This window comes from Haloactinopolyspora alba (genome assembly GCF_003014555.1).
Lineage (GTDB): Bacteria > Actinomycetota > Actinomycetes > Jiangellales > Jiangellaceae > Haloactinopolyspora > Haloactinopolyspora alba.
On record NZ_PYGE01000023.1, the window covers coordinates 60,530 to 77,510 of the forward strand.

The window sequence follows — 16,981 nt, forward strand, 5'->3', positions numbered from 1 at the left end:
GACCTCATCATGCTGCGGGCACGCTCTCCGGTTCGGGAGCCTGCTCCGACTCGCGGAGTCCGAAACGCGCGTGCAGGCGGCGTAACGGAGCGGGCGCCCACCAGGTCGCCCGCCCGCCGAGGCGCATCGTCGCCGGCAGCAACGCACCGCGGATGAGCGTCGCGTCGATCAGCACCGCCAGCGGCAGCCCCACGCCGAACGCCTTCATGTAGGTGAGGTCGGAGATGAGGAACGCCAGGAAGACGATCGAGATCAGCACCGCGGCGGCGGTGACGATGCGCCCGATCCGTTCGAGGCCCATGGCGACCGCGGCCGTGGGTTCGCCGCGCAACTCGTACTCCTCGCGGATCCGGGACAGCATGAAGACCTGGTAGTCCATGGCCAGGCCGAACGCGAGCGCGAACAGCATGATCGGGACGGTGGAGATCGTGGTCCCGGTGACGGTGAAGTCGCCGAGCAGCCCGGACAGGTTGCCCTCCTGGAAGATCCACACCATCGCGCCGAAGGTCGCGGTCAGGCTCAGTGTGCTGAGCACGAGCGCCAGGAACGGCAGCACGACGCTCCCGGTCAACAGGAACAGCAGGACCAGCATCGCCACCCCCACCGCCGTCAGGCCGTAGGGCAGCCGCTCGATCAGGGCGGCGTCCGCGTCCTCGGCGACCGCCGCCGTGCCGCCGACCAGCGTGTCGAACGGGGCCGGCGTCGCCCTGATGTCCAGGGCGAGGCGCTGGTCCTGCTCCGTCGTTCCGGACTCGGGCACGACGGACAGGTACACGGTGTTCGCGGCCGCGAAGCGCTCGTGCGCCGGTCCGGCGGGAGCCTGCTGCGCACCGTGGGCGTAGCTGCCGGTGGCGGTGTCCACTCGGGCGACGTGGTCGAGGGTCGACAACTCGGTCGCGTACGCGCCGAGAACGTCGCTGCCCACGTCGGCGTCCTCCGCGACGACCTGCAGGGCGTCCTGCTCGCCGGAGGCGAAGTCGGTGCGGATCGTCGACGCGACCTGCCGCGATTCCGAGGATTCCGGCATCACCCGCTCGTCGACGTAGCCGAGCTTGATGCCGAGGAACGGCGCGCCGAACAGCAGCAGCACCGCCGTCACGGCCGTGGCGATCGGCAGTGGACGGCGCATCACGAACGTCGCGAGCCGGTGCCAGAACCCGTTCTCGGCGTTGCCGGCCTCGGCGGTACGGCGCCGCATCCGCGCCCGTCCGACGCGCTGGCCGAGGACGGCGAACAGTGCGGGCAGCACGGTCAGCGAGACGGCCGCGGCAAGCAGCGCCGTCACCACGCCGGCGTAGCCGATCGAGCGCATCGCGGGGATCGGGAACAGTGTCAGCGACCCGAGCGAGATCGACACGGTCAACGCCGCGAACACCACCGTGCGCCCGGCCGACACCATCGTCGCCCGGATCGCGGCGCCGGTCGCCTGCCCGGCCCGCAGCTCCTCGCGGTAGCGGTTGACGATCAGCAGGCTGTAGTCGATCGCAAGGCCCAGACCGGCCAGCGTGACCACGTTCGCGCTGAGCACCGACAGGTTGGTGATCTCGGCCAGCAGCCACAGCAAGCCCATGGCCGTCATCGACGTCACCAGCGCGACCGCGAGCGGAAGCAGTGCGGCCACGACGCCGCCGAAGACGAACACGAGCGCCACCAGGGTGACCGGGAACACGATGAGCTCGCCGGTGACGACGTCGCGTTCGCTCTGCTCGGTGAGCTCGTGCTGGAACATCGCATAGCCGCCGACCTCGACCCGCACCGGCCCGGACATGCCGCGGTAGGACGGCGCCAGCTCGGAGACACGTTCGTCCACGGCGTCGTCGTCCCCGGTGATCGTGGCCATGATCAGCGCCTTGTCACCGTTGTCGCTGCGCAGCTGTGGCGCCTGCGCGGAGGACCAGTACGAGACGACGTTCCGGACGTGCTCCTCCTCGCTCAGCCGACGGGTCAACTGCTCACCTTCCGTGGCCGCCGCCGGGTCGTCCACGCCGTCCGGGGCGGTGACCAGCAGCGTGAGGTTGGGCTGCGAGCGCCCGAACGTGTCTTCGAGGACGTCGGCGGCCTGCCCGGACTCCGCGGTCGGGTCGTCGAACCCGCCGGCGGAGAGCTTGCCGAACAACGTCGTGGCGGCCGTCCCGCCGATCACGATCAGCACCACCGCGGTGACCAGTACCATCCGGCGCCGTCGTGTGACGAAGCCCGACAGTCTTTTCAACATCGTGTCTCCTCGCTGCTCCGAGAGTTGTTCTCGACTGCACCCCAAGACACGGCGGACCGGCCGGACGTGACAGTCCCCGCCCGGACGCGAGACACGTCACAGCACCCGTCGAGCTCCCTGATCGGCGATGCTGGTGACATGAGCGAGCTGATCGTGCTTCGGCACGGCGAGACGGAGTGGAGCCGCGACGGCCGGCACACCGGGCGGACGGACATCGCACTGACCGGGCCCGGTGAGGACGAGGCCCGCCGCCTGGCGCCGTTCTTCGCACGCCGCGCGGTCCCGAACGTGCTGGTCAGCCCGGCGGCCCGGGCGCGGCGCACCGCGGAGCTCGCAGGGCTCGCCGACGCCGCGCCGGAACCGGACCTGTGGGAGTGGGACTACGGCGGCGACGAGGGCCGCACCACCGCGCAGATCCGCGAGGAGCGGCCCGGGTGGTACCTGTGGACCGACGGGGTCGTCCCCGGTGACGCCGACCACCCCGGCGAGTCCGTGCGTGACGTCGGTGCCCGGACGGACGCGGTGCTCGACCGCGTGCGGGCGCTCCTCCCGGACGGCGACGTCGCCCTCGTGGCCCACGGGCACGTGCTGCGCGTGCTCACCGCCCGCTGGCTCGGCCTGGACCCGGCCGACGGCCGGCTGTTCCGGCTCGGCACCGGCACCGTGTCGTTCCTGGGAACGGAGCACGGCCATCCGGTCATCAACGCCTGGAACGCGCCGCCGCCGAACTGAACGTTGGACGATGACCACGACCTGATCCGATTGCATCGTCGATCCAGGTCCAGCAACATACGAGCATGCGCTTCTCGGTCAACATTCCCAACTTCGGCGACTTCGCCGACGCCGGCGCAGTGGCGACGGTGGCCACGAGGGCGGAACAGGCAGGCTGGGACGCGCTGCTCATCTGGGATCACGTCGTGCACGACAAGCAGCAGCGCCGGGGACAGCCCTTCGGCGATCCATGGATGTTGCTGACCGCCGCGGCGTTGGCGACCACGACCCTCCGGCTGGGCACGCTCGTCACGCCGGTGGCCCGACGACGGCCGGAACAGCTCGCGCGCCAGGTGGCCACTCTGGACTCACTCAGTGGCGGGAGGGTGATCTTCGGCGCCGGCCTCGGCGGGCCGATCGAGGACGAGTTCGCCAGCTTCGGCGAACCCACCGACCCGGTGGTGCTGGCCGAGCACCTGGACGAAGGGCTGGAGCTCCTGCACCGCTACTGGTCGGGCGAGACGGTGAACCATCACGGACGCCACTATCAGGTCCGGGACGTCACCCTGCTCCCCGCCTCGGTGCAACGTCCCCGCCCGCCCGTCTGGATCGGCGGATTCTGGCCGCGCCGCCGGCCGATGCGGCGTGCCGCACGCTGGGACGGCGCCGTCCCGCTGTTCGCGGACGCGAAACACGGACATGCTCCACCTGTCGATCAGCTTCGCGACCTGGTCTCCTTCGTCCACCAGAACCGCGAGGACCGCTCGGACGAGCCCTTCGAGATCGTCGTCGGCGGTGTCAGCCCGGGTGACCCGGCACGGGCACGCGACCTGATCGAGCCTCTGGCCGCCGCAGGCGCCACCTGGTGGGACGAGCGCCAGATCGAGACCAGCGAGGACCTCGACCGGCTCACGCCGGTCCTGCGCCGTGTCGACCAGGGCCCTCCGGCACTGACCTGAGCGTCAGCCGGTCGCCCGGCGCGACGCCGAGCAGCGCGGCTGCGTCACCCTGGTTGGCGGCCACCGACACGTGCCCGGACGAGTCGATCAGCACCACCAGCTCCCCGGACGCCACCTCCGCGAACGAGCGGCCCAGCGGCGCCCGGTACCGGCGCTCCCCCACCGTCGTCTCGACGGACTCTGCTCCCGCCAGTCCGGCGGACCCGAGGTCGTCCGCGTTCGCCGCCAGTGCGACGTTGCCGAAGTGGTCGACGACGTGGACCTCCGCCTCGAGCGTGCCCGGCTCGACGCGGACCCACGGATCGGGCAGGCGCACCAGGTCGGCCACCGGCACGTCCGCGCCGAGCTCCGACACGTGTGCCCCCGCGGCGACGTGCGCGGCCGCCGGAGCGAACACGTCCCGCCCGTCGAACGTCGTCGCCGGCGTGTCGAGGCGGAACCGCGGGGACGTCAGCTCCACCGCGGCCGTCGTCCCGCCGCACGCCTCAGCAGCCCAGCTCAGCAGGCCGTTGTCCGGCCCGATCAGGACGTTCTCGCCCGCCCGCAGTGCGACGCCACGGCGGTGGGTCCCCACGCCGGGGTCGACGACGCCGACGACCACCGCGGGCGGCAGGTACGGCACCGTCTGCGCCAGCACCGCCGCGCCGTGGCGCACGTCCTGCGGCGGCACGTCATGCGTCACGTCGATGACGCGCACCCGCGGCGCGATACCGGCGATGACCCCGTGGCAGGCGGCGACGAACCCGTCCCGCCGGCCGTAGTCGGTGAGGAACGCGATCCAGTCGTAGGTCATCAGCTGACCAGTACGGCGGTGACGACGTCGTCCATGCTGACCAGTCCGATGACGGCGCCGGTGCGGTCCTCGACGACACCCAGCTGTGCCCGCGCACCCTGCAGGACCTCCGCCACCCTGGCCAGGTCGGCGTCCGGCGTGACCCGGGGCACGGGCAGCGCGGCCGCGCCTGCGGTCCACGGAACGCCCTGGCCCCGCGCGATCAGCGCGCCGCGCACGTGCACGGCGCCGACGATCGCGCCGCTGTCGTCGCGGACCACGACGCGGGTCCGGTCGCTGTCCCGACCGACGTCGACGACCTGCTGCGGACCGGCACCGACCGGCACCGACACGATCCGATCGGCCGGCACCATGACCGTGCGCACCGGCTGCTCGGGCGCGCCGAGTGCCCGCGTGAGCAGGCCGTGATCGTCGTCACGGATCAGCCCGAGCCGCTGCGACTCGCTGACCAGCTGGTGGATCTGCTCGCGGTTGCGCACGGTGGTGATCTCGTCGCGCGGTGTCAGCCGCACCATCCGGACCAGCAGGTTGGTCAGCGCGTTCATCAGCAGCAGAGCCCAGCGCACGACGGCCGCGTAGGCGCGGAACGGCGGCGACAACAGCATCGCCGAGCGCTCCGGATGCGCGATCGCCCACGACTTCGGCGCCATCTCGCCGACCACGACGTGCAGGTAGGTCACCCCGACGAGCGCGACCACCAGCGCCGCGACGTCCGCGGCCGCATGCGGCAGGCCCATCGCGGACAGCGGCGGTTCCAGCAGGTGATGGAACGCCGGCTCGGAGACCATGCCGAGGCCGATCATGACCATGGTGATGCCCAGCTGGGCGCCGGCGAGCATCAGCGACAGCTCACGCACACCGTTCAGGGCCGCCTTCGCGCCACGCGTGCCGGCGGCGGCCGCCTGCTCCAGTCGGTGCCGGCGGGCACCCACCAGCGCGAACTCGGCGGCGACGAACAACGCGCTGGCGACGAGCAGGGCGGCGGTGACGACGATCGCGGTCAGCGGGCTCACGGCTGCGCACCCGCCTCGGCGACATCGTCGGCCCGCGCCGCGACGTGCTCCTTGATCAGCACGAACTCCGGAACGTGCCGCGCGACGGTGATGACCTCGACGTCCAGGCCGCCCGGATCCGCGTCCGCCGAATCCACCGGGTCCGGCACGGTCAGCCGGTCGCCGGGCTCCGGGAACGAGCCGGACGCCGCCACGATCATGCCGGCGACCGTGTCGTAGTCGTCGGACTCCGGCAGGCGCAGGCCGGTCCGCTCGGCCGCCTCGTCGACGCGCAGCCCCGCGTCCACCCGCCACCAGTCGCCCTGGCGCAGCGCCAGCACCGGCTGGCGGTCGGTCTCGTCGGTGATCTCGCCGAGCAGCTCCTCGGAGATGTCCTCCAGCGTGACGATCCCCGCCAGTCCCCCGTACTCGTCCACGACGCAGGCGAACTCGTCGTCGTCCGCGGCCATCCGCTGCACCAGCGCGGGCAGCGGCAGGCTGTCCGGGACCAGCAGGGCCGGTCGCGCCACGTCGCCGACCGGCGTCGTCGTCACGCCGGACTCGCCGACGTACATCAGCTCACGGACACCGACGACACCGACCACGTCGTCGGTGGTCTCGCCGAGCACCGGGTAGTTCGAGTGCCCGTGCTCGGTGATCAGCGCGATCACCGACGCGACGGGGTCGTCGCGGCGCGCGCCGCGCACGTCCGGGCGCGGCACCATGGCCTCGCCGGCGGTGTGCTCGGAGAACGTCAGCGCCCGGCTGAGCAGCCGGGACATGTGCGGCGACAGTGAACCCTGCGCCTGCGACTCGTCGATGACATGGCCCAGCTCCTCGAGCGTGGCGCCGTGGTGCAACTCTTCCACCGGCTCGATGCCCACGCGGCGCAGCACCCAGGAGGCCGAGCCGTCGAAGATCCGCACGACCGGGCCGCTGATCGCCAGGTACACGTGCGTGGACGGCGCCAGCAGCGTCGCGAGCCGCTCCGGCGTCGCGAGGGCGACGTTCTTCGGGAACAGCTCGCCGAGCAGCATCTGCACGGCCGTGGCCAGGGCGAACCCGAGCGCCACCGCAACCCCCGACACGACCGGGCCGGGCAGCCCGACCGATCCGAGGGCAGGCTCGATGACCTGCACGAACGCGGGCTCGGCGATGAACCCGACGAGCAGGCCGGTGACGGTGATGCCGACCTGGGCCGCGGACAGCATGAACGACAGCCGCTCCATGACCCGGATGGCAGAGGCCGCGCGCCGGTCGCCGGCCGCCGCCCGCCGGGAAAGCTCCACCCGGTCGGCGGAGACGAAGGCGAACTCCTGAGCGACGAAGTATGCGGTGCCGAAGGTCAGCACGAAGACGGCGATGATGGCCAGAGCGGTGATCACGACCGATCACCGAGCCCGGACTGCCGCGACGATGAAGGTCGACTTGACCCGTCCGTCTGCACGGCGGACACAACTCCTCCTGAGAAACTACGGATCCGGCATCTCACGCCGGACCTACTGACACAAGCTTAGCGCCGGAAGCCGCCGGACGCGTCACGCCATCCACTCGGCCACGCGGCGGCGCAGCACCGGAAGGCTGATGGTCGCGCCGCCGAGCACGGCGTCGTGGAAGCCCTTGACGTCGAACGTGTCGCCGAGCTGCTGGCGTGCCTGGTCACGAAGTTGCAGGATCTCGCGCTGGCCGACCTTGTAGGCGAGCGCCTGCCCCGGCATGCCGATGTAGCGGTCCACCTCGACGGTGATGGTGTCGAGGTCGACGGGCATGTGCTCGACCATGAAGTCGATGGCCTGCTGGCGGGTCCAGCCGCGCGAGTGCAGCCCGGTGTCGACCACCAGTCGGCAGGCGCGCCATGCGTCCGAGGCCAGCATGCCCAGGCGGTCGAGGTCGTCGACGTACATGCCCATCTCGTCGGCGAGACGTTCGGTGTACAGCGCCCAGCCCTCGACGAACGCGGTGTGGCCCAGCCCGACCCGGCGGAAGTCCGGCAGGTCGGTGCGCTCGGTGGCGATCGCCAGTTGCAGGTGGTGACCGGGGATCGCCTCGTGGAAGGCGATGGACGCGGTGTTGTACCGGCCGCGTTCGGTCGGCTCGTGCAGGTTGACGAAGTACTCTCCGGGCCGGCTGCCGTCCGGAGCCGGCGGCATGTAGTAAGCGGGCGGCACGTCGGCCTCGAGGTAGCCGGGAACCGGCGAGAGCACGCACGGCGCCTGCGGCAGGAGTCCGAACCAGTCGGCCATCGTGTCGCGGGCCAGGTCAAGGCAGCGGCGCGCGTGCGCGATGATCTCCTCGCCGTCGTGGTAGCGCAGCGCCGGGTCACTCAGCAGCCGGTCGAAGACGGCACGGACGTCCGAGGTGCCGAACGCGCGCTGCCCGACCTCGGCGAACTCCTGGCGGATCGTACGGGTGGCCTGTTCGAGGCCGATCTCGTGCAGTTCGTCGGCCGTCAGCGGCAATCCGGTGTGCAGCTCGATCAGCGCCCGGTAGATCTCCTCGCCGTCCGCGAGGTGAGCCAGGCCGGCGCGGTCGTCGGGCCTGGCCACGGGTTCGAGCTCGTCGGCGAACACGTCACGGTAGCGGGCGAACGCCGGACGCAGGACGTCTCGCACCGCGTCGGTCAGCTCGGCGCGCCACGCGGGCTCGCCGTCCCAGCCCTCCGGACCGGCCAGATGCACGAACGGGTCGGACTCGAGCGGCGAGGCGAGGTAGCTCTCGACCTGGTGACGCGAGCGGGTGACGTTGATGAGCGCGGGCGTCCGGCCGGCGGCGGCGCCGTCGCGGTAGCGGGCCGCGGCCTGGTCGAGCAGCTCGGCCATCGCGTGGATGCGGTCGACGGCCATCCGCGCGTGTTCCGGCTCGGGAGCGCGCAGCTGGCCCGCCGTCATCAGCAGATCGGCGTGCACCCCCTGCATCTGGTCCGACGCCAGTTCGGTCAGCCGCAGGTCGATCACGCGGACGGCCTGGTCCAGCTCGCCGCGGAGCAGCTCGTGGGTGTCGCGGTCCGTCGGCTCGAGATCGTCCGTCGGGACGGCGTCCACCCTGGTGCGCAACGCGATCCAGCGGTCTCGGCGTGCCTGTTCGGCGGCCGCCGAGACGTCGCCGGCGCGGTCGTCGTATCGGTGGTCGCCCAGGTAGGACGCGAGCAGCGGCTGGTCCTCGAGCTGGTGCTCCCAGTACTCGTCGGCCAGGGAGCGGAGGACGGTGGCGGCATCGGCACTCGTGGTCATGTGTCCATGATGCCCGGCGCCGGGACACGAGCGGCGACCGGCCACCGGCCCCCGCTCGTCGTCAGCCGCGCAGCGCGACCATGCGGTCGTAACTCGTCTCGGCCGCGCCCAGCGATCCCGGCGGGTCCGGCTGCTCGTGGATGGCCCGGTCCTGCTCCCACAGGTACAGCGGCCTGCCCTTGACCCGCAGCGAACCGAAGAACGCCCGGAAGTCGATGACGCCGTCGCCGAAGACCACGTCCTGGTACGAGTGGCCCCGTTGCGGGTCGTCGAACGGAACGCCGTCCTTGACGTGGAACGCGATGTAGCGGAACGGGTCGGCGTTGACGTAGTCCGCCGGGTTGAAGTCGCCGAGCTGCTGCCGGTACTTCCGGGCACCGCCGAACGCCCAGAGGATGTCCATCTCGAAGAACGTCAGCCTCGGGTCGGTGTTCTCGAGGAACACGTCGTAGCGGCGGACGTCCGGCCGGTCCGCGGTCGGCGCGAATTCGGCCGAGTGGTTGTGCTGGTAGATCCGCAGTCCGTACTCGGCCGCCGCGGCGCCGGCCGCGTCGAACCGCTCGGCTCCGGCCTTGATCTCGTCGACGGTGTCGCCGGGGAAGTTGCTCGCCGTCCCGATGTAGGGCATGCCCAGCTCGGCGGCGATCTCGAACTCGCGCTGACGCCGGTCCGGGTCGAGCAGCGCACCGAGCCCGATGTGGCTGGCCGCCGCGACGAGCCCGTTGTCCTCGAGCAGCCGGCGCAGCTTGGCGATGGTGAGCCCGGGCTCGGCGGGCGAACTGTAGCCGGCGAACTCGATCTGCCGGAAGCCGATCCGCGCCAGCTCCTCGAGCACCGGGGTGAACCCCAGTTCGGCGATCTTGTCCCGCACGCTGTAGAGCTGGAGCCCGACGCGTCCCCGCGGCATCAGGACGTCTCGCCCTCCGGCCGCCGCGGGCGCTGCCGCGGACCCCAGTGCCGCGCCCGCACCCAGGGCCGCGGCGCCTCCGGCTGCCGCACGGACGAACGTTCGGCGGTTCACCCCACGATGTGCCATGACCACTCCTTTGCTGATGACGGAGTTACCGGCGACCCCAGGACTCGACCGTCTGTGACCTTAGTCATGCAGATCCGAAAGTGTAAACCCCAGTTCCGAAAGATGTCGGACAAACTTGGCCGCCCACTTGTCGAACTCCGCCCCGGTGAGAGCCCTCTCATCGGGGCCTCATCGACGGCTCACCGAACCCCGGCAGGCTGGGCCGGTGCACGACGACAGCGCCTCCCGGCTCGACCTACTGACCGGACCCGACGTCGCGGACCTGCTCGGCGCCGCCCTCACCCCCGCCGGGGCGGCGCTGCGGAACTGGTGGCTGCGTGATGTCGAGCACCGGCCCGGCGACCGCACCACCGCCACCTACACGGCGACCGTCGCCTGGCCCGACGGCGAGCGCGAGGAGACCCTCGGCGCCACCGTCTCGCCGACCCCGCCCGCGTCCGGTCCGTCGATCACCGACGGTGACCGCCACGTCCAGGTGTGGCGGTTCCCGTTCGACCCGGAGCTGCCCGGCCTCGCCGCAGCGTGCTTCCCGTCGACGGTCGCGGAGATGCTGGGCCCGCTCGGTGCCGACGGCGCCGAGCCGCGGCTGCGTGTCGTCTCGTACCGGCCGCGCAAGCGCGCTGTCGTGGAGGTCACCTCCGGCTCCCGGCAGCTCTACCTGAAGATCGTGCGCCCGCGCGCCGCGGCCGACGTCGACCGGCGGCACCGCATGCTCACCGCGGCCGGGCTGCCGGTCCCGCGCATCCTCGGGCACAGTGACGACGGCGTCGTCACCCTGCAGGCGCTGTCCGGCACGACGCTGACGGCGGCGCTGGCGTCGTCCGCTGCGTCCGCGTCACCGCCGGTCGGCGTGCACGACCTGCTCGGCCTGCTGGACCGGCTGCCGCCCGAGGTCGCCGACCTGCCCCGCCGTGCCCCGTGGCCGGCCCACGCGACGCACTACGCCGACGTGGTCGCCGCGGCCTGCCCCGAGCTCCGCTCGCGGACCACGGCCCTGGCCGACGGTGTCAACGCCGTGCTCGGAGCCGACGACGGCGGCGACGTCGAGCCGACCCACGGCGACTTCTACACCGACCAGCTCCTGGTCGCCGGCGGCCGGGTCACCGGGCTGCTCGACATCGACACGCTCGGTCCCGGCCGCCGCGCCGACGATCTCGCGTGCCTGCTGGCGCACCTGGAGCTGCAGGCCGCCGACGACCCGTCCGGCGGTGCGGCGAGCGCCCTGAGCACGTGGATGCCGGCCCTCGAACACCGGGTGGGCCGGCGCGAGCTGGCCGCGCGGACAGCAGGTGTGCTGTTGTCGCTGGCCACCGGGCCGTACCGGGCCCAGGATCCGGGCTGGCAGGAGGCCACGGCCGCCCGGCTGGCGCTGGCCGAACGCCGGCTCGAAGCCGTCTGAGAGTTCTCTCATCCGGCTCTCCTCGACGCCTCACCTCAGCGGACGAGAGTTGTTGACGTACCGGCAAGGCGCCGTCCCGGCGCCGCAAGCACGAGGAGGAACACGATGAAGGTCCAGAAGAAGTGGCTCGCGGTCGGCACGATGGCCGCGGTGGGAATCGGCACCGGGACGGCGGTGGCGGTCCCCGCGCTCAGCACGTCCGACGGACCCTCCAGCAGCGTCGTCAGCACGTCGACGCCGGGCTCTGACGCCGACGACTCGCGCGAGCAGCCGGGTTCCGGTGCGGAGGCAGCATCCGCGACCTCGCCCAGCACCGCGGCTTCCCCGGCTTCCCCGGCTTCCCCGGCTTCACCGGCTTCCCCGGCTTCACCGGCGACCCCCGCCTCACCGGCCACCGCGGCATCGGCGAACAGCGCCCCGTCGGCCGGGTAGAACCCGTCGACACATCGTGGCCGGGGCACCGCGCGGTGCCCCGGCCACGGCTCATTCGGCCACCGGGTCGGCGGGTTCGTCGACGAACCGGTACCCGACGCCGCGCACCGTCGCGAACCGCTCGCTTCCCAGCTTGCGACGCAGGTAGCGCACGTAGACGTCCACGACGTTCGACCCCGGGTCGAAGTCGTACCCCCACACCCGGCTCAGCAGCTGCTCGCGGCTGAGCACCTGGCCCGGATGGCGCATGAACGTCTCGGCGAGAGCGAACTCACGCGCGGACAGCTCGACCGTGCGCTCGTCCACAGTGGCCCGGCGGGTGCGCAGGTCCAGCGCGAGCCCGCCGTGGCGCAGCACGGTCGACTCCGGCGCCCGGTCGTCGCGCAGCCGCAGCCTGATGCGTGCGAGCAGCTCCTCGAAGCGGAACGGTTTGGCCATGTAATCGTCCGCGCCGCCCTCGAGACCGGCGACGGTGTCGGTGATGGAGTCCCGCGCGGTCAGGATGATCACCGGGACGGCGCTGCCGGACGCGCGCAACTGCCGCAGGACGGCGAAACCGTCCACCACCGGCAGCCCGATGTCGAGGATCAGCAGATCGAAGTCGCCCGTCGTCGCGTAGTCGAGGGCCGCGCGGCCGTCACCGACCACCGTCGGTGTCATGCCGGCCGCACGCAGGCCCTTGTCGACGAACGCGGAGATCCGCGGTTCGTCCTCGGCGATCAGGATCCTGTTCACGGGTTCTCCTCCTCGGGCATGGCCGGGGCGTCCGCCGGGGCATCCGCCGGCGCGGCGGGCAGGTCGAGAGTGAAGGTCGCGCCGTAACCGGGGCTGCTGCGCACCGACGCCTGACCGCGGTGCGCCTCGGCGATCGCGCGCACGATCGCGAGGCCGAGCCCCGATCCGTCCACACCGCGGCCGGTGTCGGCCCGGGCGAAGCGGTCGAAGATCCGCTCGACGTCCTCGGGCGCGATGCCGGAACCGGTGTCGCGGACCCAGAACCGCACCGTGTCGCCGTCCAGCCGGGCACCGATGGCGATGGTGTCGTCCGGTTCGGTGAACGCGACCGCATTGGCGACCAGTTGCAGCAGCGCCTGGGTGATGCGCTGCGGGTCGAGGACGACGCTCGTCTCGGGCCGGGAGTCCACCTGCCACCGGCGTGGCGCCAGGGCCTCCGCCTTGCCGAGGACGTCGTCGACGAGCGGCCCCACCGCCACTGGCCGCGGGTGCACGAAGTCCGGCCGTTTCGCCTTGGCGAGAACGATCAGCTCCTCCACCATCCGATGCATCCGGTCCAGCTCGTCGAGCGAAAGCGTGCGCGTCTCGGCGACGTCGCCGGCGTCGGCCGGGTCCATCAGTTCCAGGTGACCGCGGATGATCGTGATCGGCGTGCGCAGCTCGTGCCCGGCGTCGTCGAGCGCTTCGCGCTGTGCGGCGAAGGCGACCTCGAGACGGTCCAGCATGGCGTTCACCGTGCGTGCGAGCTCGGACACGTCGTCGCTGCCGCGCACCGCGATGCGGCCGGAAAGGTCGGTGTCGCTGATCTGCTGTGCGGTCTCGCGCAGCAGCCGGACCGGGCCGAGCAGCCGCCCCACCACCGCCCAGCCGACGAGCCCGACGGCCACGGCCGACACCCCGGCGACGGCCGCGTAGGTGCGGTAGGCGTCGACGACTTCGGCCTGCTCCATGTCACGCGAGTAGGCGATGACGTAGCGGCCCGGCGTGGGATCGCCCGGCACCGAGACCGGCACGACCACGTAGCGCAGCGTGCCCGACGCCGCGGTCTCGGCCGTCCGCGGCCGCACCCGGGCGTCACCGGGGACCTCCGAGACGGTCCGGACGAACTGGGGGTCGTCCTCGAGCCGGAGCCCGACGTCCGTGCCCGGAACCCAGGCCGGCACGCCGTCCACGAGAGTCAGCAGCCCCTCGCTCGAATCCGGCACGTTGCGCTGGAGCATGACCTCGAGGAACCGGGAGACCGACGTGAACTCGGCACCCGTCTCGGGGTCGACACCCGACCGGGCGAACTCGCGGACCTCCTCGACCTCCTGCGCGATGTTGTCGTCGATGCGGGAGTCCACCCGCTCGCGCTGCACGAGGTACGACGTCACGCCCGCGACGAGCATGCCGAGCGACGCCGCACCCAGGACCGCGGCCAGTACGCGTGTGCGGACGGACAGCCGCACCCGCCCACCGGGGTCGCGCCCGGACCGGTCGGTGCTCAGCCGTCATCATCCTCGTCGTCGCCGGCGTCGCCGCCGTCGGCGCCGTCGTCGTTTCCGTCGTCCCCGCCGCTGCCGTCGTCGTCACCACGTTCGCGGTCGTCGCCGTCGTCGTCGGCGTTGACGGGGGGCGCGGGCTCCACCGGGTCGCCCACGCCGTCGTCGTCACGCCCGTCGTCGTCACCCTTGCCGTCGTCGTCGGTCGCGGGCGGCGAGGTGCTCGGCGAGCCGGACGGCGCCCGGCTCGGCGACTTGGTGGGGCTCGGCTCGGGCCGCGACGACGACGTCACGTCCGGCCGCGGCGTGGCACTGTCCGTGGAGCCGACATCGACCGGCCCGCCGAGGTCGGCACCGGCCGACGGTCCCGAGACGAGCGCGGCGACGCCGACGACCCCGGCGACGGCCACGGCTGCGGCCGTGAGCGTGAGCGCTGCTACCGACTTCATGGTCACGATGCTGGTCCAGCTCGGCGAGACGAGAGTGAGTCCCCGATGAGAGGGCTCTCATGATGATGCCACGGCCGGCCCTCCGGCGGCTCGTGGCTCACGGCAGCCCCAGGACGTCCTTGAACAGCGCGTATCCGACGAACGACACGATGTCGAGGACCGTATGGGCGACGACCAGTGGCATCACCCGGCCGGTCCGGTGGAACCACCAGCCGAACAGCACCCCCATCACCGCGTTGCCGATGGCCATCCCGAACCCCTGGTACAGGTGGTACGACCCGCGGAGCACGGCACTCGTGGCGATGATCATCGGCAGTTGCCAGTTCAGCTGCCGCAGCCGCGTCATCAGGAACCCGACGGCCACGACCTCCTCGACCACCGCGTTCTGCAGCGCCGAGAGGACCAGGATCGGCACCGTCCACCAGTACTCGTTCAGCGCACTGGGCACGACGGTGGCGGTGAGGTTCAGCTCGCGGCCGAGCAGGTACACGCCGATGCCCGGCAGCCCGACCACCGTGGCGAGCCCGGCGCCTGCCGCCAGGTCCCGCCACGGCCGCCCGAGGTCGAAGCCGATGGCCCGCACCGCGGACCGGCCGGGAGCCGACAGCAGGAACAACGCCAGCACGACCGGCACGAAGGCAAACGCGATCGACAACACCTGGTAGGTCAGGTCGAGGTACTCACGGGTGCTTTGCGATGCGTTCAGCGTCGCCGTCTGGTCACGCAGCTCCTCGTCCTCGGTCAGCTTCGCGACCAGGCTGACCACGGCGTAGACCGCCGACTGCCCGAGCGACAGGCCGAGCACGATCCAGATCTCCGCCGTCAGCCGGCGCCGGGACCGTCCCGTCGATGCCTCGTCCGCTGCCTGGCTCACCACGCCACGAGAGTATCCACGCCGCCGGTTCAGCCGGCGCGGCGCATCCCCACCGCCTGCACGACGGCGAACGCGGCCACGACGGCTGCCTGCATCAGCAACCAGACGACGCCGGCGGTGCCGGGGTCGAACCAGGCGCCGGACGCGACGACGAGGCTGTCGACGACCCACAGCGCGTTCAGCACCACGACCCCGGCGACAGCGCGCCGGGCGAGCCGCGGGCGCCGAGCCATCGCGATCAGCACGAGCCCGTACACGACGAGGAACACGCCCGCCGGGACGAGCAACGACACCGGCAGCTCCAGCAGATCGCCAACGGCGTTCGCCGCTGCGACGTAAGCCAGGCCGTTCACCGCCGACACGGCGCCGTCGGTGATCAGCGCCCACCGCAGCAGCGGGTTCTCACGCGTCCGGACGGTGCCGGCAGTCGCGGTGAAACTGTCCGTGGTCATGGTGCCCCTCCTTGCGTCCGCGTTCAGTACGACCCGGCGATCGTGGTGGTCACGGCACTGCCATCGACAGACATGACACTGCCAACCACTGCCGAGCGAGCGGCGAAGGCTTCCTGGGTCCGGCGACGTTCGCTGCCCTGGTGACCGCGCTGCCGTAACTCGCGATTCAGAACGGTGCGGTCTCGGCTGGTTCGGCCGGCCGGTCGCGAGCGAGTCGTTTCACGAGCGGTCCGATGGTTTCGGGTTCGACGCTGTACTGGTGTCCGGCTGGGGTGGTCCACCAGGTGGTGCCGTGGGTGTCGGTGTGGATGCGGTAGCTGTGGTGGGTCTTGCCGAGGTGGTGTCCGGGGTGCAGGGGCCAGTTGTTGCTCGCTCCGGTGCTGCCGCCGTGGTGGTATGGCTGTTTGTGGTCGATGTCCGCCTCGCTGGCGGGGCGCTCGCAGGTGGGCAGCCGGCACGTCTGGTCGCGGGCGATGACGAACGTGGCCAGGTGTGGTGGCGGGTGGTAGGTGCTGCGTCCGTATTCGAGGAGTTCGCCGGTGGCGGGGTCGGTGAGCAGGCGTCGCCAGGGTCCTTCGCCGGCGATGCGGCGTGCCGCGTCGGCGGTGATCGGGCCGAACCCGTCCAGCCAGGCGGGTTGCTCGTCGGCGCCGAACAGGGTGGATGCGGCCACGGTGACGTGCACGGTGGCGGCACGGCCGTGGCGGCGAGCCAACCTGGCGACATCACCGCGGCCACCGCGGTCACCGGCGCCGGGATCACCGGCCGTCCCGGTCGTCCCGGTCGCCTTGGTCGGCCTATTGACGCCGTTGGTGCCGTTGGCGTCGTCGGTGTTGTTGGTGTTGGTGGTGCAGGTGGGGTTGCAGCAGCCGAGGTGGGCGAGGTCGAGGCCGGTCCAGCCGAGGCCGGTGAGGGTGTCGAACCGTAGCTGGTGCAGGTTCCGTTCGTCGCCGCGTTCGCGGGCGTGGCGTGCGGCGGCGTCGAGCGCGGTGAACAACGCGGTGAGGTCTTCGGCCGGGCCGTACAGGCTCATCACGGCCATCGTTTCCGCGTTGTCGGGCCCGGCCGGCTCGGGCCGCGAGACCTGCCGGCGCTGCGTGGCGCTGCGGCGGCGGATCTCGGCGGCGTCGGGGTCGGCGGCGATGACCTCGTGGCGCAGCGCCCGGTCCAGCTGCGCGTGGGTGCGGCGCCCAGCGGTCGGCAGCACCGCGGCTTGCACGGTC

16 protein-coding genes are annotated in these 16,981 nt (G+C 72.1%); 3 read left to right on the forward strand and 13 right to left on the reverse strand.

What is annotated here, in order from left to right:
• Positions 1–7 precede the first annotated feature (7 nt).
• Entirely contained in the window at positions 8–2,215 is a 2,208-nt protein-coding gene (locus tag CLV30_RS22385; protein ID WP_106539462.1) for an MMPL family transporter, read from the reverse strand.
• A 138-nt stretch (positions 2,216–2,353) separates the two neighbouring features.
• Here CLV30_RS22385 and CLV30_RS22390 point away from each other — a divergent pair, with 138 nt between their 5' ends.
• Together CLV30_RS22390 and CLV30_RS22395 are read left to right on the forward strand one after the other, a co-directional pair.
• A complete protein-coding gene (locus CLV30_RS22390; RefSeq protein WP_106539463.1) occupies positions 2,354–2,947 on the forward strand; it encodes a histidine phosphatase family protein in 594 nt (197 codons plus the stop codon).
• Between the two features lie 65 nt (positions 2,948–3,012).
• Positions 3,013–3,885: an LLM class flavin-dependent oxidoreductase gene (locus CLV30_RS22395; protein ID WP_106539464.1), complete on the forward strand. Its 873-nt coding sequence runs from the start codon at positions 3,013–3,015 to the stop codon at positions 3,883–3,885.
• Here CLV30_RS22395 and CLV30_RS22400 read toward each other — a convergent pair.
• From CLV30_RS22400 to CLV30_RS22420, 5 genes are all read right to left on the reverse strand, one after another.
• Entirely contained in the window at positions 3,836–4,678 is an 843-nt protein-coding gene (locus tag CLV30_RS22400) for an SAM hydrolase/SAM-dependent halogenase family protein (RefSeq protein WP_106539465.1), read from the reverse strand. The genes CLV30_RS22395 and CLV30_RS22400 overlap by 50 nt on opposite strands.
• Positions 4,678–5,691, reverse strand: a complete 1,014-nt coding sequence (locus CLV30_RS22405) for a hemolysin family protein (RefSeq protein ID WP_106539466.1) — start codon at positions 5,689–5,691, stop codon at positions 4,678–4,680. Before CLV30_RS22405 ends, CLV30_RS22400 begins: the two co-directional genes overlap by 1 nt.
• Positions 5,688–7,055, reverse strand: a complete 1,368-nt coding sequence (locus CLV30_RS22410) for a hemolysin family protein (RefSeq protein ID WP_106539467.1) — start codon at positions 7,053–7,055, stop codon at positions 5,688–5,690. Before CLV30_RS22410 ends, CLV30_RS22405 begins: the two co-directional genes overlap by 4 nt.
• A gap of 153 nt (positions 7,056–7,208) precedes the next feature.
• Positions 7,209–8,900: a DUF885 domain-containing protein gene (locus CLV30_RS22415; protein ID WP_106539468.1), complete on the reverse strand. Its 1,692-nt coding sequence runs from the start codon at positions 8,898–8,900 to the stop codon at positions 7,209–7,211.
• Positions 8,901–8,961: 61 nt separating this feature from the next.
• Entirely contained in the window at positions 8,962–9,936 is a 975-nt protein-coding gene (locus tag CLV30_RS22420) for a sugar phosphate isomerase/epimerase family protein (RefSeq protein WP_106539469.1), read from the reverse strand.
• Positions 9,937–10,141: 205 nt separating this feature from the next.
• On the opposite strand from CLV30_RS22420, the gene CLV30_RS22425 reads away from it, so the two are divergent.
• Positions 10,142–11,335: a phosphotransferase gene (locus tag CLV30_RS22425; protein ID WP_106539470.1), complete on the forward strand. Its 1,194-nt coding sequence runs from the start codon at positions 10,142–10,144 to the stop codon at positions 11,333–11,335.
• Between the two features lie 35 nt (positions 11,336–11,370).
• Here the strand turns inward: CLV30_RS22425 and CLV30_RS22430 are convergent, their stop codons facing one another.
• The 7 genes from CLV30_RS22430 to CLV30_RS22460 all read right to left on the reverse strand — a co-directional run.
• The gene (locus CLV30_RS22430) at positions 11,371–11,796 is read right to left on the reverse strand and encodes a hypothetical protein (RefSeq protein WP_106539471.1); all 426 of its coding nucleotides are present in this window, start codon (positions 11,794–11,796) and stop codon (positions 11,371–11,373) included.
• Between the two features lie 22 nt (positions 11,797–11,818).
• Positions 11,819–12,502 (reverse strand): response regulator transcription factor, encoded by a 684-nt coding sequence (locus tag CLV30_RS22435; protein ID WP_106539472.1) that lies wholly within the window; start codon positions 12,500–12,502, stop codon positions 11,819–11,821.
• On the reverse strand, positions 12,499–13,950 hold the full coding sequence (locus CLV30_RS22440; protein WP_106539473.1) for a sensor histidine kinase: 1,452 nt from the start codon (positions 13,948–13,950) through the stop codon (positions 12,499–12,501). Before CLV30_RS22440 ends, CLV30_RS22435 begins: the two co-directional genes overlap by 4 nt.
• Positions 13,951–13,985: 35 nt before the next feature.
• A complete protein-coding gene (locus tag CLV30_RS22445; protein WP_106539474.1) occupies positions 13,986–14,432 on the reverse strand; it encodes a hypothetical protein in 447 nt (148 codons plus the stop codon).
• Between the two features lie 97 nt (positions 14,433–14,529).
• A complete protein-coding gene (locus tag CLV30_RS22450; protein WP_106539488.1) occupies positions 14,530–15,306 on the reverse strand; it encodes a CPBP family intramembrane glutamic endopeptidase in 777 nt (258 codons plus the stop codon).
• A 29-nt stretch (positions 15,307–15,335) separates the two neighbouring features.
• Positions 15,336–15,758: a hypothetical protein gene (locus tag CLV30_RS22455; protein WP_106539475.1), complete on the reverse strand. Its 423-nt coding sequence runs from the start codon at positions 15,756–15,758 to the stop codon at positions 15,336–15,338.
• 166 nt (positions 15,759–15,924) lie between these two features.
• The coding region (locus tag CLV30_RS22460) for an HNH endonuclease signature motif containing protein (RefSeq protein WP_211300104.1) at positions 15,925–16,981 on the reverse strand (1,057 nt) is incomplete at its 5' end.